The sequence below is a fragment of the Taklimakanibacter deserti genome (genome assembly GCA_003574785.1).
Map to the genome: position 1 here is coordinate 498,817 of QORU01000002.1, position 18,655 is coordinate 517,471.

21 protein-coding genes are annotated in these 18,655 nt (G+C 64.4%); 8 read left to right on the forward strand and 13 right to left on the reverse strand.

Going from position 1 to position 18,655, the window contains the following annotated elements:
* Nucleotides 1-2: 2 nt before the first annotated feature.
* Genes lon through DS839_RS05655 form a run of 3 tightly spaced genes read right to left on the reverse strand, consistent with a single transcriptional unit; the run spans nucleotide 3 to nucleotide 3,791 of the window.
* Nucleotides 3-2,426 carry an endopeptidase La gene (lon, locus tag DS839_RS05645; RefSeq protein ID WP_368911221.1) on the reverse strand — a complete coding sequence of 808 codons (2,424 nt, stop codon included), beginning with the start codon at nucleotides 2,424-2,426 and terminating at the stop codon, nucleotides 3-5.
* 11 nt (nucleotides 2,427-2,437) lie between these two features.
* Nucleotides 2,438-2,833 carry an Hsp20/alpha crystallin family protein gene (locus DS839_RS05650; protein WP_368911222.1) on the reverse strand — a complete coding sequence of 132 codons (396 nt, stop codon included), beginning with the start codon at nucleotides 2,831-2,833 and terminating at the stop codon, nucleotides 2,438-2,440.
* A 58-nt stretch (nucleotides 2,834-2,891) separates the two neighbouring features.
* The gene (locus DS839_RS05655) at nucleotides 2,892-3,791 is read right to left on the reverse strand and encodes a LysR family transcriptional regulator (RefSeq protein WP_119269292.1); all 900 of its coding nucleotides are present in this window, start codon (nucleotides 3,789-3,791) and stop codon (nucleotides 2,892-2,894) included.
* A gap of 188 nt (nucleotides 3,792-3,979) precedes the next feature.
* On the opposite strand from DS839_RS05655, the gene DS839_RS05660 reads away from it, so the two are divergent.
* The 3 genes from DS839_RS05660 (at nucleotide 3,980) to DS839_RS05670 (ending at nucleotide 6,450) form a co-directional block, all read left to right on the forward strand.
* Nucleotides 3,980-5,026 (forward strand): zinc-dependent alcohol dehydrogenase family protein, encoded by a 1,047-nt coding sequence (locus DS839_RS05660; protein WP_119269293.1) that lies wholly within the window; start codon nucleotides 3,980-3,982, stop codon nucleotides 5,024-5,026.
* A 246-nt stretch (nucleotides 5,027-5,272) separates the two neighbouring features.
* The gene (locus DS839_RS05665; RefSeq protein WP_368911224.1) at nucleotides 5,273-5,560 is read left to right on the forward strand and encodes a helix-turn-helix domain-containing protein; all 288 of its coding nucleotides are present in this window, start codon (nucleotides 5,273-5,275) and stop codon (nucleotides 5,558-5,560) included.
* Nucleotides 5,557-6,450 (forward strand): complex I NDUFA9 subunit family protein, encoded by an 894-nt coding sequence (locus tag DS839_RS05670; protein ID WP_119269295.1) that lies wholly within the window; start codon nucleotides 5,557-5,559, stop codon nucleotides 6,448-6,450. Before DS839_RS05665 ends, DS839_RS05670 begins: the two co-directional genes overlap by 4 nt.
* Nucleotides 6,451-6,460: 10 nt before the next feature.
* Here DS839_RS05670 and DS839_RS05675 read toward each other — a convergent pair whose 3' ends face one another.
* The 7 genes from DS839_RS05675 to DS839_RS05705 form a co-directional block, all read right to left on the reverse strand.
* Nucleotides 6,461-6,877: a GFA family protein gene (locus DS839_RS05675; protein ID WP_119269296.1), complete on the reverse strand. Its 417-nt coding sequence runs from the start codon at nucleotides 6,875-6,877 to the stop codon at nucleotides 6,461-6,463.
* A 21-nt stretch (nucleotides 6,878-6,898) separates the two neighbouring features.
* Nucleotides 6,899-7,357 (reverse strand): SRPBCC family protein, encoded by a 459-nt coding sequence (locus DS839_RS05680; RefSeq protein ID WP_119269297.1) that lies wholly within the window; start codon nucleotides 7,355-7,357, stop codon nucleotides 6,899-6,901.
* Entirely contained in the window at nucleotides 7,354-7,683 is a 330-nt protein-coding gene (locus tag DS839_RS05685) for an ArsR/SmtB family transcription factor (protein ID WP_119269298.1), read from the reverse strand. The genes DS839_RS05680 and DS839_RS05685 overlap by 4 nt, the downstream gene beginning before the upstream one ends.
* Nucleotides 7,684-7,769: 86 nt before the next feature.
* On the reverse strand, nucleotides 7,770-8,579 hold the full coding sequence (locus DS839_RS05690; protein WP_119269299.1) for a DUF2182 domain-containing protein: 810 nt from the start codon (nucleotides 8,577-8,579) through the stop codon (nucleotides 7,770-7,772).
* Nucleotides 8,576-9,364 carry a DUF899 domain-containing protein gene (locus DS839_RS05695; protein ID WP_119269300.1) on the reverse strand — a complete coding sequence of 263 codons (789 nt, stop codon included), beginning with the start codon at nucleotides 9,362-9,364 and terminating at the stop codon, nucleotides 8,576-8,578. The genes DS839_RS05690 and DS839_RS05695 overlap by 4 nt, the downstream gene beginning before the upstream one ends.
* Before the next feature lie 110 nt (nucleotides 9,365-9,474).
* Nucleotides 9,475-10,218 (reverse strand): hypothetical protein, encoded by a 744-nt coding sequence (locus DS839_RS05700; protein WP_119269301.1) that lies wholly within the window; start codon nucleotides 10,216-10,218, stop codon nucleotides 9,475-9,477.
* Between the two features lie 35 nt (nucleotides 10,219-10,253).
* Nucleotides 10,254-10,787, reverse strand: a complete 534-nt coding sequence (locus tag DS839_RS05705) for an SRPBCC family protein (RefSeq protein ID WP_119269302.1) — start codon at nucleotides 10,785-10,787, stop codon at nucleotides 10,254-10,256.
* Between the two features lie 91 nt (nucleotides 10,788-10,878).
* On the opposite strand from DS839_RS05705, the gene DS839_RS05710 reads away from it, so the two are divergent.
* Complete coding sequence (locus tag DS839_RS05710) at nucleotides 10,879-12,099, forward strand: winged helix-turn-helix domain-containing protein (RefSeq protein ID WP_119269303.1); 1,221 nt, start codon at nucleotides 10,879-10,881, stop codon at nucleotides 12,097-12,099.
* Between the two features lie 10 nt (nucleotides 12,100-12,109).
* Nucleotides 12,110-12,766, forward strand: coding sequence for a Vgb family protein (locus tag DS839_RS05715; protein WP_119269404.1), 657 nt, complete (start codon nucleotides 12,110-12,112; stop codon nucleotides 12,764-12,766).
* A 111-nt stretch (nucleotides 12,767-12,877) separates the two neighbouring features.
* Here the strand turns inward: DS839_RS05715 and DS839_RS05720 are convergent, their stop codons facing one another.
* Nucleotides 12,878-14,125: a flavin-dependent oxidoreductase gene (locus DS839_RS05720; RefSeq protein WP_119269304.1), complete on the reverse strand. Its 1,248-nt coding sequence runs from the start codon at nucleotides 14,123-14,125 to the stop codon at nucleotides 12,878-12,880.
* An 86-nt stretch (nucleotides 14,126-14,211) separates the two neighbouring features.
* Nucleotides 14,212-15,132, reverse strand: coding sequence for a LysR family transcriptional regulator (locus DS839_RS05725; protein ID WP_119269305.1), 921 nt, complete (start codon nucleotides 15,130-15,132; stop codon nucleotides 14,212-14,214).
* Nucleotides 15,133-15,279: 147 nt separating this feature from the next.
* Here DS839_RS05725 and DS839_RS05730 point away from each other — a divergent pair, with 147 nt between their 5' ends.
* From DS839_RS05730 to DS839_RS05740, 3 genes are all read left to right on the forward strand, one after another.
* Nucleotides 15,280-15,999, forward strand: coding sequence for a GNAT family N-acetyltransferase (locus DS839_RS05730; protein ID WP_162918322.1), 720 nt, complete (start codon nucleotides 15,280-15,282; stop codon nucleotides 15,997-15,999).
* Between the two features lie 47 nt (nucleotides 16,000-16,046).
* Nucleotides 16,047-16,970 (forward strand): cyclase family protein, encoded by a 924-nt coding sequence (locus DS839_RS05735; RefSeq protein ID WP_119269307.1) that lies wholly within the window; start codon nucleotides 16,047-16,049, stop codon nucleotides 16,968-16,970.
* 85 nt (nucleotides 16,971-17,055) lie between these two features.
* The gene (locus tag DS839_RS05740; RefSeq protein WP_119269308.1) at nucleotides 17,056-18,279 is read left to right on the forward strand and encodes a cytochrome P450; all 1,224 of its coding nucleotides are present in this window, start codon (nucleotides 17,056-17,058) and stop codon (nucleotides 18,277-18,279) included.
* A 17-nt stretch (nucleotides 18,280-18,296) separates the two neighbouring features.
* On the opposite strand, the gene DS839_RS05745 is transcribed toward DS839_RS05740, so the two are convergent.
* Nucleotides 18,297-18,635, reverse strand: a complete 339-nt coding sequence (locus DS839_RS05745) for a winged helix-turn-helix transcriptional regulator (RefSeq protein WP_119269309.1) — start codon at nucleotides 18,633-18,635, stop codon at nucleotides 18,297-18,299.
* Nucleotides 18,636-18,655 lie beyond the last annotated feature (20 nt).

Below are 18,655 nucleotides of genomic sequence, written 5' to 3' on the forward strand. Positions count from 1 at the left end.
CCTCAGCCGCTTTCGGTAAGCGAGCGCGCGGCACGGCGATCAGGCGATGAAGTGTCGCTCGCGGCGGGTTGGCTCCCATCGCTCTCACCGGCCGGCACGAGGGCCGCCTTGACCGCATCGTCGACCGTTTCCAGCCACACGAAACGCACCTGGTTGCGCGCCGATTCCGGCACGTCCTCCAGATCTTTCCGATTGCGCGCCGGCAACATGACGGTGGTGATGCCGGCGCGGGCCGCGGCCAGCACCTTCTCCTTCACCCCGCCGATCGGCAGCACGAGGCCGCGCAGCGAGATCTCGCCCGTCATCGCCGTATCGCTGCGCGCCACCCGGCCGGTCAGCAGCGAAGCAAGTGCGGTGAACATCGCGACGCCGGCGCTCGGCCCATCCTTCGGTATGGCGCCTGCCGGCACATGGACATGGATATCGGATTTCTCGAACACAGCCGGATCGATGCCGAGGCTCTTTGCCCGCGACTTGATCAGGGTCAGCGCCGCTTGCGCGCTCTCCTTCATCACCTCACCCAGCTGACCGGTGAGGATGAGCCGGTTGCCGCCCTGCACCCGCGTCGCCTCGATGAAGAGAATGTCACCGCCGACCGGTGTCCAGGCAAGACCGGTCGCGACACCCGGCACGCTGGTGCGCATCGCGACCTCATTCTCGAATCGGCGGGCGCCCAGGATCGTCTCGACCGCCGCCGGATCGATCTTCACGTGATCGACCTCTCCTTCCGCGATCCTGACCGCGACATGCCGGCAGATCGCCCCGATATTGCGTTCGAGATTGCGCAAGCCCGCCTCGCGCGTGTAGTCACGGATGATCGCGAGTATGGCCGCCTCCGTGATCTCGCATTGTTCGGGCTTCAGGCCCGCGGCGGCGAGCTGGCGCTTCAGCAAATAGCGCTTGGCGATCTCGAGCTTCTCCGTCTCGGTATAGCCCGGCAGCTCGATGACCTCCATGCGGTCGCGCACCGGTCCCGGCACCATGTCGAGCACATTGGCCGTGCCGATGAACATCACCTTGGAGAGATCGAAGGGGACGGCCAGATAATTGTCGCGGAAGGTCCCGTTCTGCTCAGGGTCCAGCACTTCGAGAAGCGCCGCAGATGGATCGCCGTGAACACCGGTGCCGAGCTTGTCCATCTCGTCCAGCATGAGGACCGGATTGCGGCTGTCGGCCTTGCGGATCGCCTGGATGATGTTGCCGGGCAAGGCGCCGATATAGGTGCGGCGATGGCCGCGGATCTCGGCTTCGTCATGCACGCCGCCGAGGCTGAGCCTGGCGAAGTTGCGTCCCGTCGCGCGCGCGATGCTCTGGCCGAGCGACGTCTTGCCGACACCCGGTGGTCCGACGAAGCACAGGATGGGACTCCTGCCCTCGGGATTGAGCTTGCGCACCGCCAGATATTCGAGGATGCGGCGCTTGATCTTGGACAAGCCATAATGATCTTCGTCCAGCACGCGCCGCGCCTCGGCGATGTCGATCGTGTCGGGCGTCATCTTCGACCAGGGCAGTTCGACGAGCCAGTCGAGATAGGTGCGGATCATGGCATATTCGGCGGCGGCCTCCGGCATGCGCTCCAGCCGCTTGAGCTCCTTCTTGGCCTGGTCCTCGGCCTCCTTCGACATCCCGGCTTTCGCGACCGCTTCACGCAAGGCGGCCAGCTCGACGGATTTCTCGTCGCCCTCGCCCAGCTCCTTCTGGATCTGGCGCAACTGCTCGCGCAATATGTGCTCGCGCTGCTGCGAGGAGAGCGTGTGCTGCGTCTGCTCGCCGATGCTCCTGGTGATCTTCAGCACCTCGATGCGTTCGGCCAGCATCGCCAGGACCTTGTCCATGCGCTGGCCGAGGTCGATGGTCTCCAGGATCTGCTGCTTGACCTCAGGCGTGCTGTCGGAAATGCCGGCGATGAAATCGGCAAGGGCTGAAGGCGATGTCAGGCTCTCGATGGCGGCAGCAAGCTCGGCGGGTGCCGCCGGCAGAAGCGCCAGCGCTTCACGCGCCCGCTCCTTGAGCAGGCGCAGGCGCGCCTCGATCTCGGGCGTCATCGTCTCCGACACGCCGATCTCCGCGACATGTGCGGCGAGATAGGGATGGCCTGGCACGAAATCGGTGACCCGGAAACGGTTCAGGCCCTGGCATACGAGATGATGGGTGCCGTCGCCTCCCGTGACATAGCGCAGGATTTGTGCCTTCGTGCCGATCCGGTGAAGCTGCTCGGGCGACGGATCCTCGGCTGTCGGATCCTTTTGCAGCAGGATGCCGACAGGCCGCTCGGCGCGAACCGCCTCCTGGGCGGCGGCAATCGACTGCGGACGGCCGAGTGCCAGCGGCAATACGGTGCCGGGAAACAGCACCATCTGGCGCACCGGAAGAATGATGAGGCTGTCGGAAGGCAGGGCGCTCTGCGGGGAGGAAGCTTCAACCATGGCACCCTCGCTCATGCTTTGCCGAGACGAATGACCAGGCAGCCATTCACCAGCTCGGATCGATCGAGCGTCAGGAGTTGCGCCGGCAAGCGGATGCTGCGCTCGAAACGGCCATAAGGGATTTCCAGGCGATGGACGGCGGCGGTCCGCGCGGCGACGTGCAGCCGGCGCCGGCCGGCCACGCGCAAGACATCGCCGTCTATGGAAAGCTTCAGATCATCCTTTTCGACTCCCGGCAGGGCGGCGATGATCCAGAACTCATCCGCGGTCTCGAAGATGTCGACGGGCGGCTCCCAGCAGGCCCCCGAGCCTCCCGGCTCGATGAACCGCTGATGCAGTTGCTCGGCCCGCGCGATCATCGCGAGGGCTTCATTCCACATGATACGGCGCGGATCGGATGTGGTCATTCATGGGCCTCGCTGTTCCATTGTCGGCATCCAGCATAACGCCAGTACCCCGCCTCGCCTACCCCATCATCGCCGGCAGCCGCGCCGCCAGCGCATCGATGAGGACGCGGACGCGCAGCGGCAGGAAGGGTGCGCGCGGCCATAGCGCAGATGTCGCGAATTCCGTCGCGGGACCGTTGAAAAGGCGGACAAGCTCGCCACGCGCGATGCGCTCACGAATCAGCCAGCAGGGCAACCAGGCAAGCCCCAGCCCTGCCGTTGCGGCATCGCCAATGGCTTCGAGATCGTCGAGCCGGATGCGGCCCTTCATCGTGATCTCGGTCGTGGCTCCCTCGTCGCTCGGAAAGAGCCAGCTTCTTGTATAGCGCGGATTGGCATAGTCGATCGCCTGATGCGCCGACAGGTCGGCCAAATCAGCGGGTCGGCCATGCTTCTCGAGATAGGCCGGAGAGGCGCAGACCGTCATGCGCTGGCGCACCAGTGCCCGCGACATGAGACCTGGATCATCGGGCAGCGCGCCGTTGCGCACCGCCAGATCATAGCCTTCCTCGATGAGATCGACCGGCCGGTCGGTGAAGGAGACTTCCAGCACGAGCGCCGGATGCTGGCGCGCCACATCGAAGAGCACCGGCGCCACGCAGCGCCGGCCGATCACCACCGGGACGGTCACGCGCACCTTGCCCGCGGGCTCCGCGCGTCCAGATTCCAGCGCCAGTTCCGCCTGCTCGAGCTCACTCAGAGCGCGCGTGCAGCGCTCATAGAAAGCGAGGCCGTCTTCCGTCAGGCTCAGCACCCGCGTCGTGCGCTGGCACAGGCGCGTGCCGAGCCGCGCTTCGAGCCGCGCCACGGCCTTGCCGACGGCCGAGCGCGAGAGATTGAGGCGCAAGGCCGCGGCGGCAAAACTGCCCGCCTCCACCACCGTGACGAATTCACGAATTCCGCTCAGCCGGTCGCTCATGCCTGGACCTTGATTGTAGATAATTTCTCTACATTCTGAAGAAAAATGACCCCCAGTGCAATCCAGAGGTCGCGAATATATCTGGACAAGATCCAGGTGCGGGGACGGCGGACAAGCGGATCACGACACGCTTGTCACTCACGATTTCAGCACTGCGGCTCTTATCACTGACCCTTAGGAGCAACGTCATGAACCAACATGTCAGGACCGACACGATGAAGCAGTGGACACTGAAAGCCGCCGGCCGCACCAATCTGGAATTGGCGACGACCAGGATTCCTGCGCTCAAGGAGAACGAGATCCTGGTCAAGGTCGGCGCCGTCTCGCTCAATTATCGCGACCTTATGCTCATCGATCGGGGACTCGGTTTCACCCCAGGGACCGAGCCCTTCGTGCCGGCATCCGATGCGGCGGGCGTGGTCGTTCAGACGGGCCCTGCCGTCACGCGTTTCAAGGACGGGGACCGCATCATCTCGACCTTCATTCCGGGCTGGATCGATGGTCCGGCCTTGGGCTCGGCGCGCCAGCCGAATCATCTGACCTTGGGTGGCGCGCTCCAGGGCGTGCTGTCCGAATTTGTCGCGCTCGACCAGGACTGGGCGGTGAAGGCGCCCGAAAGTCTCGATGACGCCGAGGCGAGCACGCTGCCTTGCGCCGGTCTCACCGCCTGGGAAGCATTGATCGAGCGCGGCCATCTCCACGCCGGGGAGACCGTGCTGGTGCAAGGCACGGGCGGCGTCGCGCTGTTCGGACTGCAGATCGCCGCCGCTCATGGTGCCGAGATCATCGTGACTTCAGGCGATGACGAAAAGCTCGCGCGCGCCAAGACGCTCGGCGCCACACATGGAATCAACCGCAAGAAAGGCGACTGGGTCGAGGCGGTCTATCGGCTGACGGGCGATCGCGGCATCGATCATATTCTCGAAATCGTCGGTGGCCCGCATCTCGAGCAATCGATCAAGGCTGCCGCCGTCTTTGGCCGGATATCGCTCATCGGGGTGCTCGAAGGCTTCGATATCTCAGGACCGTTCTTCCCACTCGCCGCCAAGCAAGTGACCGTCGAAGGCATCCAGGTCGGCAACCGCAACGGGCTCGAAGCCTTCGTTCGCGCCGTCGACCGAATCCGCCTCAAGCCGGTGATCGATGCCGAATATGCACTGGCCGACTTCCCCGCGGCGCTCGATCACCTGGCCCGCGGGCCCTTCGGCAAGATCGTGGTGAAGGTGGCGGGCTAACCGCTCAGCGGCCTACGTGGCGAGCTCGAGAAGGCCCGTTCATCAAAGCGCTCTACTTCATCTCTAGGCTCGAAAACCATGTCCAAGCCGAGCCGCTGAGGTCGGTCGGCTCTTGATTTTCCACCCCAGAAGTCCACAAGAAATCACCCGAAGGGATCGGCGGCCCAGGTCGATATCGACCTCATAGAGCGGCGGCTGAAGTCGCGCGGCAGGACAGCGAGGGCGGCTATGGCAAAGCGAAACGTTATGCGAGTGAAGAAAGATGAGACGACGATCATCCGTGGCACGGCTAATGTGTTTGCCGATCTGGGCTACGCCGACGCCGAGGAGCGCCAAACGAAACTGCGCCTTGCCCGCACGATCAACGGCATCGTTGCCCGTCGAAGCTTGACCCAGGCCGCGGCGGCGGAAAAGCTTGGCACCGATCAGCCGAAGGTATCGGCGCTTGCCGGATACAAGCTCGACAGATTCTCGGTGGAGAGGCTGATGACGTTCCTGACCGCACTCGATCAGGGCGTCGAGATCGCCCCATGACGCGCATAGTCGTCGTCTTCGGCGGAACCGGCTTCCTGGGACGGCGCGTCGTTCACCACGTGCTGGAACATGGCTTTGCCGTGCGCGTCGCCGCGCGGCATCCGGACCGCGGCAAGGACGTCTTCGCCGGAAGGTCGCCGGAACTCGAAATGATCCGGGCCGATATCGGCGATGACGCCTCGATCAGAGACGCGGTCGAGGGCGCCTACGGCGTCGTCAATGCCGTCAGCCTCTATGTCGAGCGGGACGGCCGGACCTTTCATTCCGTGCATGTCGAAGCGGCGCGCAGACTTGCTGAGATCGCGCAGGCAGCGGGCGTCGCGCGGCTCGTCCATGTTTCGGGCATCGGCGCCGATGCCGCATCGCCTTCACCCTATATCCGCAGCCGGGGAGAAGGCGAGAATGCCGTCCGTGCCGCCTTCCCGCAGGCGGCCATCGTCCGCCCCGCCGTCATGTTCGGACCGGATGACGCATTTCTCGTGCCGCTCGCTGGATTTCTACGCGAATTTCCGGCCTTTCCCCTGTTCGGCAGCGGCCAGACGCGGCTGCAGCCTGCTTATGTGGAAGATGTCGGGGAAGCCATAGCGCGCATCATCGCGACGGTATCGCCGCAAGCTGTCTATGAATTTGGAGGTCCCCGCGTCTGGACCTACAGAGAATTGCTGCAAAAGATCGGCGATCGCCTCGGTCGGCAGCGCAAGCTGATCCCCCTGCCCTTCGCGGCCTGGCAAGCTCTCGCCTCCATGGCCGAGTTTCTGCCCGAGGCTCCGATCACACGAAACCAGGTGGAGTTGATGGCGATCGACACTGTCGCCTCTCCCGCCTGCGCCGGATTCGACGCCCTCGGCATCGCGCCCGCCGGAATCGAGAAGGTGCTGGCCGAAGCGTGACCAATGTTTTTCACATCGGCGGCATCTTGTCGAATTTCTGGAGCGCCGGATCGAGTCTGTCCCAGGCATGGCCGCGCATGGCATAGGTCACCACTTGCGGCTTGTAGCGGCCGGGATCGTCGAGGCTCCCCACATGCACGATGAAGACGTCAGGCATGGCCTTGACGGTCAGATAGACGGGCGAGCCGCAAGTGGGGCAGAAGGCATGCGTCTTCACATTGCCGCTGTCGCTGGCGACATCCCAGAGCGTCGCCTCGCCGGTGACCTTCACTTTTTCCCTGCCGGAAAAGCTCAGATAGGAGCCATGCCCGGTGCCGCTTTTTTTCTGGCAGGTCAGGCACTGGCAGTCGTTCGTGAATATCGGCTCGCTTGCGATCTCGTAGCGGATCGCGCCGCAGGCGCATCCACCGCTATAGGCTTCGCTCATGTCCTTCTCCTTCGCTGTCCTTCAATCCTGCTCGTCGGTGACGGCGCCCAATCGCGGGATGATCTTCTTCCAGCCTTCGCTCATATTCTTGAAGGCGGTATCGTTGCGCGGCGTGACGAAGCCCGAATGGACCAGGCGCACGCGTGTTCCATCGGCCACGCGCGACAGCGTCCAGGTGACGATCGTATCGAGGAGCGAGCCATAGCCCGAATTGCCCGCATCTCCGCCCTTCCAGCTATAGGAAAAGCGCTCATTCGGGATCACTTCCAGCACCTCGCAACGAATGACGCCGTCCCAGGCGCCGGCCGGCGTCGTCTGATAGGTGAAACGATTGCCCGGCACGGGCGCGAAGTCCTTCGGCGGCATCATCCAGCGCGTGATGAGCGCGCCGGTCGTCAGCGTCTTCCAGATCGTTTCCGGCGCATGCGGCATGACCTCATCGACCACGATGGCATGGGTGTCGGGCTTGGCGTCCTTCATGGATCGATTTCCTTCAACAAACTGCGGAGATTGGCGAAGCGCTCGCGCCAGAAGACGCCATAGTGATTCATCCAATCGACGAGCGGCGCCAGACCCTCGGGCTTGGCGTGGTAATAGACGTTGCGGCCCTGGGCGCGTTCGGCGACGAGGCCCGCCTGCTTCAACGACTTGAGATGCTGGGAGATGGCGCCTTGCGTCACCCCGCTGCCCCGCGTCAGCTCGACCACGGTGATCTCCTCAGCACTCGCCACCCGCTCGAACACGGCCCGCCGCGTTGGATCGGCAAGGGCGCGCATGACGGCATCGATGGCGACAGCTTCAAGCATGTAAATATATTAGTCATTGCTAATCAATTAGTCAATACTAATTTATTATCCTGACTTTATATACGACTGCACGCGGCTGCTCCCGCCTAACCCCATCCGGCGGCGCGCGCGATCAGCAACAGCCCTGCCCCGATAGTGACGATGCCGATGGCTCGCGCGGCACGCGCACCATCGGGTGCGAGACGTTCGAGCGTGATGCCCGCCGTCACCATCGCCATCGCGAAGAGATCCATCATCCCCAACACCAGGAGGATCGCCATCAGATTGGCGCAGCAGCCGGCACAGTGGAGACCGAGGCGCAGGCCGTGTCGCACCGCCGTGGCGCCGTCCGCCGCTATCGTGCGGCTGCCCGGTTCCTCGCGGCAGCAGGCCAGGTGACGGGCCTTCCAGCGCGTGAACTGGGCGGCGCCGGCGATGAGCACGATCACACCCGCCGCGATCGGAACGGCACGTGCAACTCCGTCCGCGCGCATCGTCACGTCCGCCAAGATCGTGCCCACGGGAAAGACCGCAAGACCAAACACGACCCATGGAGTGAAATAGCCAGCCCCGACGAGCATGGTCAGTCGGTCGAGGCGCACGCCGCCATTGCTGCCAATGGCCTGGCGGTAGCGTCGCAGCATCGGCAGCAGAGAAGGCAGCATCATCGCCACCATCATCACCGTCCACATGACGAGAAACGACATTGCGGCTTCATGCCAGGCCTGTCCCGGCATCCGCATCCACATCATCGACATCGTCCAGCCGCCGGGCATCGGCATCCCGTCCATCGCCGACATGGACACGCACCAGACGATGGTCGTGGTAACGCTTGCCGCGAAGAAGAGCGCCGCGACAACAAAAAAGGCATGCTCGGAGGCGCGCCCGGCTGGCGTGACCCCGTCACCGCTTGTCATGCCTGGCGCTCATATTCGTCGTGGCGGCGCCACCATGTGCCGCTCTCGTTGCGGCCCAGCGGCGCCCGGTCGAGCCACTGATACATGCCCCAGAGGCCGTCGAGGCCCCGCGCAAAAGCGGAATAGGTATGGTAGACGACACCATCCTCGCGCACGAACGCGCTCATGCCAGGCCTTTCACGCGTATAGGTGGCGACGTCCGTACCGGTCATGTCTGCATTCTCGGCGACAGGGCCTTCGCCGCGTTTCGTCATCGTGTCGCCGATGCCCTGTGCTGTCCACGCCGGCTCGCGCTGGTAGTTGTATTCGATGCCGCCGTCGCGCTGCTGCGCTTCGGTGAAGGAGACGTTGAAGTCGAAATTGAAATCGCCGCCCGACGAGGAGGCCCAGGGAAAGGTCCAGCCCATCCGCTTCTTGTAGGCCTGGATTTTCGCAAGCGGCGCCCGCGATACCGCCGAAAGCATCACACCGTGATGGGCGAGGTGGACGGCGAAGCCGTTGAAGCCGTCGGCGATCGTCGAGCAGGTGGCGCAGCCCGCCGTATAGTCGGGGCCGAACATGTAGTGATAGACGAGGAGCTGCGAGCGCCCGCGGAACAGGTCGGCGAGCGTCGCCGGCCCATCCTCGGTCTCGAAGCGATAGGCCTTGTCGACCTTGACCCAAGGCAGCGCCTGGCGCCTTTGCGCCATCTCGTCGCTGCGCCGGGTCAGCTCCTTTTCCGCCTTGAGCAAATCGAGGCGGGCTTTCAGCCAATCTTCGCGTGTTCCGGTCGGATGTGTGGTCATCGCTCTCTCCTCGCAGTTGTCGGTGGTCATGAGACAAGATTTAGCGCCGGTCGATGGAACGGCGAGAGTGACAACTATGTCGGGATTCCGATCTCCGCCGTTGCGTCAGCTCAGTGCGCATGCGCTAGGCAGAGAACATCGCGATAGGCGCAGAGTTCCTCGATCAGCGCCTTCTCCTCGGCGAGGATTCTCGCCTTCTCCGCTGCGCCGATGAGCTGGATCATATAGCTCTGCTCGGCATTGCCCTGCTTGTCGATGAAGGGATTGAGCAGGCTCTCAGGATTGTCGAGATCGGGCACGGCGCCGATGTCTTCATTGGTGGTGTAAGGCGCATAGAACATCAGATGCGGCATGGCCATGGTATGGACCTGCATGTCGGGAGGCCCGATCGTGCGCATGACCGGCCCGACCATGTAGGACAGGCCGGGCTTTTCCGGCACCTTGTAGGTCTTGTCCTTGTAGCGCTTCTCGATCTCGGCCTTGAGCGCTGCGGGGCTCAAGCCTTGCGCGCGCAAGGTCGCCGCATCCATGATGTATTTCAAGTAGGTTTGCGTGCCTTGAGCGTCATAGCAGAGCGGAATGTAGATATCGTCGCGAAAGTCGGCGAGCTCCCAGGCGGTGCGCTGGACGATGCAGGCGACACCGTTCGTTCCCTGCCGGTGCAGCGTGTAGCCGCTCCCCGGATCGAGAAGATAGACACTCGCCTGGTCGCGCAAGGCCTTGGGCGCCGCGCTCAAGGCAAAGCGGGCTTCGAGCTCGGACGGCATCGGTGCCAGCGTCGTGTCGCTCGCCTTTACCGGGATAATGCCCGCAAGGCTCAAGGCGATGAGGGCCGTGACCCATTTGATGTTCATAGGTTTCTCCAGTTTGCGAGGGGTGTGTCGTTCGTTCATGCAGGGATGCGCCGTTCGTATTCCTGCCTGAGGCGGCTCCAGCCGTCCCAGAACGGTTCCGGCTCGCCGCCACTGGCGCGAGTGACCAGGATGTCGAGATGCATGTGCCAGCCGGCCGAGATCGCGAGCATGGTCTGGCGATCGCTTAGGCCGCGATGGGTGACGGTCAGCAGCACCTTGTGGTCATGGGGCGTCAGCGCGAAAGTCGCATCGCCGGTGCCGTCCCAGGCGATCGAGAGCCGGCGCGGCGGATCGAGCTCGGTGATGCGGCTCCTCATCCTGATCTCCTCCGGAAATCCGGCGGGGCGGCGCGGCGATGGCCCGGAAAGCTCGTCATTGCGCCAGACGAATTCGAAAGGCGCGTCGAGCTTCATCGCCATGGCACCCGCCGCCAGCCAGTGCCGGCGCAGGTCACTGTCGATGAGAACGGCCCAGGCGCGCTCGATGGGTCCCGGCAACAAGCGCTCTATGGTGAGCGTCGCGGGCGCGGTCAGCATGCCATAGGCATTGCAAGGCGTGAGATCGTTCATGGGTCGTCTCCTTCCAGAGGCCGGGTGGTTGCCAGAAAGGATAACGGCGGCTATCGAACCTCAGGGAGTGACAAGTGTGGCGGCATTTTAGATGGACTCACTGATCACGGCTGCTGGGCGCGCCCTCGCCGCAGGTGATCCCCTGGGCGCGTTGAAGCGGGTCGCGCTGCGCGACGATGCGCCGGCGCTGGCGCTGCGCGGCATCGCGATGGCGCAACTCGGCGATCTCGATCGCGCCAAGGCGCTGCTCAAGCGGGCGGCACGCGCCTTCAGCCCGAAAGAGGCGGTGGCCCGCGCGCGCTGCATCCTCGCCGAGGCCGAGATCGCTCTCGCCGCGCGCGACCTCACCTGGGCACCCCAAGCGCTCGGCGGTGCGCGGGCGACGCTCGAGGCGCATGGCGATAGAGTGAACGCCGCGCATGCGCGCTATATCGAGGTCCGGCGCCTCCTCTTGCTGGGACGGCTCGATGAGGCCGAGCGCCGGCTCGCGCTCCTCGATCCGGCGCCCTTCCCGCCCGCTCTCTTGACTGCACATGAGCTGGTGGTCGCAGGCCTTGCGATGCGGCGTCTCAAGATAAAGACGGCGCGCGCGGCCCTCGCCCGGGCCCAAAGCGCCGCGCTGAAGGCGCGGATCCCGGCGCTCGCGGCAGAGGTCGAAAGCGCTGCGCGTCACATCGACACGCCCGCGGCACGTCTCATCACCAAAGGCAAGGAACGGTTTCTCCGCCTCGATGAGGTGGAGGCGCTCTTCGCATCCAACGCGCTCGTCGTCGATGCCTGCCGGCATGCAGTGCGGGACGCCAACACGGTGGTCTCGCTCGCGCGGCGTCCGGTGCTGTTCGCGCTCGCCCGGGCACTCGCCGAAGCGTGGCCCGAGGGTGCCCCGCGGGACAGGCTCATCGCCCGCGCCTTCGGCGGCAAGCATGCGGATGAATCGCATCGCGCGCGTTTGCGGGTCGAGATCGGAAGGCTGCGCCAAAAGCTGCGCAAGCTCGCAGAGGTGAGCGCCACGCCGCAAGGCTTTGCCCTCGTGCCACACATGACGCCTGAGGTCGTCGTGCTGGCGAGGCCGGTCGAGGAGCGGCATGCCGCGGTGCTCGCGTTCCTCGCCGATGGCGAATCCTGGTCGAGCTCGGCCCTGGCCCTGGCGCTGGGGGCCAGCCAGCGCAGCGTGCAGCGGGCGCTCGACCAGCTAGCGGAGGGCGGCAAGGTGCAGTTCTATGGCCATGGCCGGGCGCGCCGGTGGATGACCCCGCCGCTCCCCGGCTTCACGACAACCTTGTTACTCCCCGCCCCTCTGCCGAGCGACTAAAATGGCCCCCATGAAACGATCAACTGCCGAAATCATTCGTGAATATGGCCCCTTTCCGGGTGTCGACGAGGTGCATGGCGTGACCTTCGATGGCGAGCATGTCTGGTTCGCGGTCGGCGAGACGCTGAATGCCCTCGACCCCGAGAGCGGCAAGACGGTGCGCTCGCTCGATGTCGCCGCGCATGCCGGAACCGCCTTCGACGGGCGCTACCTCTATCAGATCGCCGAGGACCGCATCCAGAAGATCGATCCCAAGACCGGCAAGGTGATGGCGACGATCCCGGCGCCGGGTGCGGGCGGCGATTCGGGGCTCGCCTGGGCCGAAGGCACGCTCTGGGTCGGCCAGTATCGCGACCGCAAGATCCATCAGATCGAACCCGAGACGGGCAAGATCCTGCGCACCATCGAGACCAACCGCTTCGTCACCGGCGTCAGCTGGATCGACGGCGAGCTCTGGCACGGCACCTGGGAAGGTGACGAAAGCGATGTCCGGCGAATCGATCCCGAGACCGGCGAAGTGCTGGAACGCATCGACATGCCGCGCGGTACCGTCGTGTCTGGGCTCGAATCCGATGGCGGCGACCGCTTCTTCTGTGGCGGCGGTCCGAGCGGGAAGCTGCGCGCCATACGCCGGCTCAAGCGCGGCGCCAAGCTCAAGAAAAAATAGCCCTCATCACCTAGCGCATGATCCGGAAAAGTGGATACCGGTTTTCCGAAAAGATCATGCGCAAACAAAAGGATAAAGCGCGATGGCGACTCGATGTAAAGCCATCGCGCTTTAGCGCCGGTTGACCTGCTCGCGACTGTAGCCCGCCATCGACGCATAGCCCTTCACGATCGCCTCGCGTTCGGCATGGCTTGCGACGGTTTCGATATCGTCGAAACCGTGCGGCGCGCGGGCCTCGACCAGGTCGATGACGCCTTCCGGTCCGCCGCGGCGGTTGTTGCGCACGATGTCGGCGGTCATCGGCCGGCGCTCGGCATCATAGGCGGTGAAGGCCGCCGCCACCTCCGGCGTCGCGGTCAGATGGCGCGTAAGGGCGGCGGCATCGAGGATGGCCTGGCTCGCGCCATTGCTGCCGACCGGATACATGGGATGCGCCGCATCGCCCAAGAGCGTCACCCGGCCAAAGGACCAGCAGGACACCGGATCGCGGTCGCAATTGGGGTATTCATAGAAGGTCCCGGTCGCCGTGATGATCTCGGCCGGGTCGACGAAGCCCAGCCTGAAACTGCCTTCGACGAAAGCGCGTGCATCTTCCAGCCGCCCGAGCGAATTCCAGTCCTCGCGGCGCGGCGGCGGTCCCTCATTGTCGGTGATGCGCGCCATCACCGCCCAGTTGGTCAGGCGCTGATCGGGGCGCGTCTTATCGAAATGGATCGGATAGAAGACGAATTTTGCCGCATTGCCGCCGGCGATCACCATGGTGCGGCCATCCTCATGCACCGGCCAGTTGAGCGCGCCGCGCCACAGCATGATGCCGCTCCAGCGCGGCGGTCCTTCGTCCGGATAGAAGAAGCCGCGCACGCGCGAATGGATGCCGTCGGCGCCGATCAGCCCGTCGCCTGTGGCGGTGAAGCGCCCGCCTGCTGCGCGGCTTTCGAATTTTGCCGTGACGCGGCCGTCACGCTCTTCGACGTCGACCAGCCGGCGATCGGTATGAAGACGCGACGGACCGAGCCGCTCCATGACGGCGCGCAAGAGGACGCCGTGCAGCTTGCCGCGGTGGATGCTGAGCTGCGGCACTTCATAGCCCGCATCGAGGCCGCGCAATTCACGCCACACCGCCTGGCCATGCCGGTTCAGATAGATCAGCTCGCGGGTGCGGATACCGGCTTCGTCGAGCGCCGGCAAAAGATCGAGCCCCGCCAACTCCTTCACCGCATGCGGCAGCAGGTTGATGCCGACGCCAAGCTCGCGCAGCTCCTGCGACTGCTCGAAGACCTCGATATCGATGCCGGCCCGGTTGAGCGAGAGCGCCGTCGTGAGGCCGCCAATGCCGCCGCCGATAATCAGGAGCTTCATCCATATCTCCCTGGTTGGAGAATGTCCCGTGCCGTGGCCCTTGCCGATTGTACAGGGATGGACATCGATCTCAAGCTGACGGGCCGTCACCTGGCGCTCGTTCGTCCCCGCGGGCCGGTCGAGCGTTTGAGGAAGTCGACGAAGGCGCGCACGCTCGGCGCGGTGTAGCGCTGTTTTGGATAGCACAGGTACCAGCCGGGAAAGTTCCCGCACCACTCTTCGAGGAGCGGGACAAGCTTGCCCTGATCGATCAGTGAGCGCAGAAGCCCCTCCGCCCGGAATGCGAGTCCGACACCCTGGACCGCGGCGGTAACGGCCATGGCGCGATGCGAGACGATGAGCGGTCCGTCGACGGTGACGGAAAACCATCGGCCGTTCTTCACGAACTGCCATTTGTACAGGCCGGGACTTCCCGGCTGACGCCAATTGATGCAGCGGTGGCGGAGCAGATCGGCCGGCTCGCGCGGGCGTCCATGGCGAGCGATGTAGTCCGGAGAGCCGACGACGATTTCACGCTGATCGCCGCCGAGCTTGACGGCGACCATGTCGGCTTCGAGAGATTCACCGAGCCGAACGCCGACGTCATAGCCAGCCTCGACAATGTTGGGGACGGAATCATCGACCGTCACATCGAGAACAACATCCGGATATGCCGCATGAAACTTGCCGAGAACCGGCTCGAGAAAGGCGGCGGCAGGAGCATTGGGCACATGCACCCGCAACATTCCGGCCGGCCTGTCGCGCGAACTCACGGCATCCTGAACCGCTGCCTCCATCTCCATCATCGCCGGCTTGAAGCGCGCGTGGAGGCGCTCGCCGGCGTCGGTCAAGGAGAGGCTGCGCGTCGTGCGATTCAACAGACGCATGCCTAGGCGTTTTTCCAGCTCGCCGATCGTACGGCTGAGCGCCGATGCCGAAATGCCGAGTTCCGCCGCGGCCCGGGCGAAATTGCCATGCCCGACCACCGTCACGAATGCTTTCAGCTCGGCGTAATCGCTACCGCGCATTGTGCCTCGGAATCACAGGAATGTATTTGAATTGTACATCATTGTCTCCACAATGTGCGGGCGCCAATCTACGGGGGCATTCAGCGGAAGTGAAACGAAATGCGCTGTTTCTCCCGCGCGAAGGCAGATCTGAGACAGGAGCCAGCCATGCGTGAAGCCGCGCGTTTCATTGCCAGCCAGACTGAGCCCGCGCAAGATGGAACCCTGCTGCGCTTCGTCTATGCCGCCCTCGGTTCCCGGCCCGGCAAGCGGGCCGGATCCAATGACGATCTGCTCTGGCACGTCTCTGCGACGTGTCCGCGGCGGCTGGCTTCGACAGTTCCCATCCCCTTCCCTCAGGCGCGTTTCAGGCAATCCGAAATCGCGACCCTGATCGATGCGGCGCCTATTGCCGATCTCGTAAACGCAGCCTATCGGGGCGCCGGCGGCCGCCTCGGATGGATCCACGAGGCAAAGTTGCTCGCCGGTGACCGCGCCAGTTTGCGAGATGTTGTGGCCATGATCGACGACGTCTCGACAACCGTGTTGGTCCGACGTGGCGGCAGATCATCGGCATTGCTCGGCTGTGTCGCCATCCAGATGGATGGCGCGGATCGTTGCGTGATCTCGATGCTGGCCGTCGATCCGGAACTTCAGTCCGCCGGACTTGGTCGCGCCCTGCTCGCCGATGCCGAGCAGTTCGCAGCAAGCAACGGCGCGCGAAGCGCCGTGATGACGGTGATACGGCAACGGCAATCGCTCATCGCCTGGTATGAGCGTTGTGGCTACCACCGAACCGGTGCCGTTGCTTTTCCCTATGGCGCCAGCAAGGTCGGCACGCCGCTGCGCGACGATCTTGACTTCGTCATCCTCGAAATGGCTCTGTGAAGCCACGCCGGCGACGTCCCGCAGGCGACCAACCGAAAGGAGAAGTCATGAACAAGAACTTCGCGACTATCGTTTTTGCCCTCGGCCTGTCGGCATCGGGAGCGCACGCTCAGGACGGCAAAGGACTGTGGAGCGTCTATGACGCATCGCTCAAGGGCGCCAAATACATCGACCTGACGCATGTAATCGCGCCCGACATTCCCGTGTGGTACGGCTTCGGCCCGTCGAAATTCGCGCGCAGCAAGGCCGGCGGCGACATCGAGGGCTTCGCCAAGAAAGGCGATGAGTTCACCTATGAGAAGCACGGCTTCGAGGCGACGCATTATGACCTCGCGACCGATCAGCTCGGGACGCAGCTCGATCCCCCGGCGCATTGGGCGCCGGAATATCCCTCGATCGACGAGTTGCCGCCGACCTATTCCTTGCGCCCGCTGGCGGTGATCTCGATCGTCGACAAGGTGGCCAGCAATGCCGGATATCACCTGCAGGTCGCTGACATAGGGGCTTTTGAGAAGGAGCACGGCCGGATTCCGGAAGGCGCGGTCGTCTTCGTGCGCTCCGACTGGTCGAAGGACTGGCCCAAGCCTGAGCTCGCCACGCGCAAGCCCTTCCCCGGCGTGTCGCTCGACGCGCTGAAATTCCTGCACGAGCAGCGCCATATCCTGCTCCACGGCCACGAGCCGCTCGACACGGATACGACGCCCACGCTCGAGGGCGAGGCGTGGCTCATGCACAATGGCTACACACAGGCCGAGGGCGTCGCCAATCTCGACGGCGTGCCGGCGACGGGCTGTCTGGTAACCATCGGCTTTCCCCGATTCAAGGGCGGCACGGGCGGCTATGCCCGCTATGTGGCCGTTTGCCCGCCCGACACGCCGGTCGGCACGACCATCGGCGCGAGTGATGCGCCGCTGCCGAAATCCGAAAAGCCGCTCCATTGGGACGCGGCGGCAGGGACACGCGTCCGCTAGCATCGGCGAGCGCTGAAACATGCTGCGCCGGGAACGCGATCACCGCGACCCTCGCGCCCCTCGCGCAGCTTGTCGAGGAGGGAACATGGAAATTCACGAAGGTCATATCGCCATTGCACCGCCGCCCGGCGTGACGGCATGGGACGTCGACCCCTATGATGCGGAAATCCTCGCCGATCCGGTCGAATATTACCGGGAGCTCCGCGCCAAAGGCGCTTTTGCCTACATACCGAAATACGCCATTCTCGCCTGCGGGCGTTATGCCGAGACCAGGGAAGTCTTCGCCGACAATGAGCGCTTCGTTTCCTCGCGCGGCGTCGGCCTGCAGGATTTTCAATTGCAGGAGCCCTGGCGGCCGCCGAGCATCATTCTCGAGGCCGATCCGCCCTATCATACGAAGACCAGGACCGTCATGGCCCGGGCGCTGTCCGCTGGCGCCATCGCCGGCCTCAAGGATCAGTTCGAGCGCGCGGCCGAAACGCTCGTCGACGAGCTCCTGGAGAAAGGATCCTTCGAAGCCGTCACGGAACTCGCGGAGGCCTTCCCCGCACGGGTCTTCCCGCCAGCCGTCGGGCTTGCGGAGACCGATCGCCGGCGGCTTCTCGACTATGCAGCGATGGTCTTCAATGCGGTGGGTCCGGACAATGAGCTCCGCCGCGCCGCGATGGCGAAGGCCGCGGATGTCGTTCCGTGGATCACGGAGCATTGCAAGCGCTACAGGCTCAAGCCTGGCGGCTTCGGCAGAGCCATTTATGAGGCGGCCGATGCCGGTGAGGTAACGGAGACCGAAGCGGGCATGCTGGTGCGCTCGTTATTGTCGGCAGGCCTCGACACCACCGTGGCGGGGATCGGCAACGCTTTGTGGTGCCTGGCCTCGAACCCGAAGGAATATGAGGCGCTGAAGCGTGATCCGGCACTTGTCCGCGCCGCCTTCGAAGAGACGCTTCGATTTACGTCTCCCGTGCACTCCTTCTGCCGTACGGCCCAACACGGCACGACGGTCGCCGCCATTCCGATTCCCGCAGGAGCAAAGATACTTTGCGTGCTGGGCGCCGCGAATCTCGATGAAAGCCACTGGCCCGACGCCGATCGGTTCAAGGTTGCCCGAAGGACCGCCGGCCACCTCGCCTTCGGCACCGGCATTCACGGATGCGTCGGCCAGCAGCTGGCGCGCGCCGAGATCGAGGCGCTGCTCAAGGCGATCGTGGCCAAAGTCGGTCACATCGAATTCAACGGTGATCCAGTCTGGCGTCCGAATAATGCGATCCATGCGCTGGACAAGCTGCCGCTCGTCTTTCGGGCGGATTAGGCATCGCCGCTCCTGCCTTAGACCGCCGCAGGCGTCAGCTCCCGGGAAGCAAGAGCCTGGCGCTGGTACATTTCTCCCCACTGGCAAAGGCTTTCGACGCCGCCGGTGAGCGCCACGCCGTGATCGGTCAGGGAATAGACCACTTTGGGCGGGGAGACATCGTGAACCTGGCGATGGACAAGGCCATCCGCCTCCATCTCGCGCAGCTGCTGCGCCAGCATCTTCTCGCTGATCCCGGGAATCAGTTGCCGCAAACGGCCGAAACGGCGCGGCGCCGAATTGAGCGCGCAGAGAATATCGACCTTCCACTTCCCGCCGATGATCCTGACGGCTGTCGTGAAACCGCAGTCATCCATCACTGTTCTCCTTACCCAAT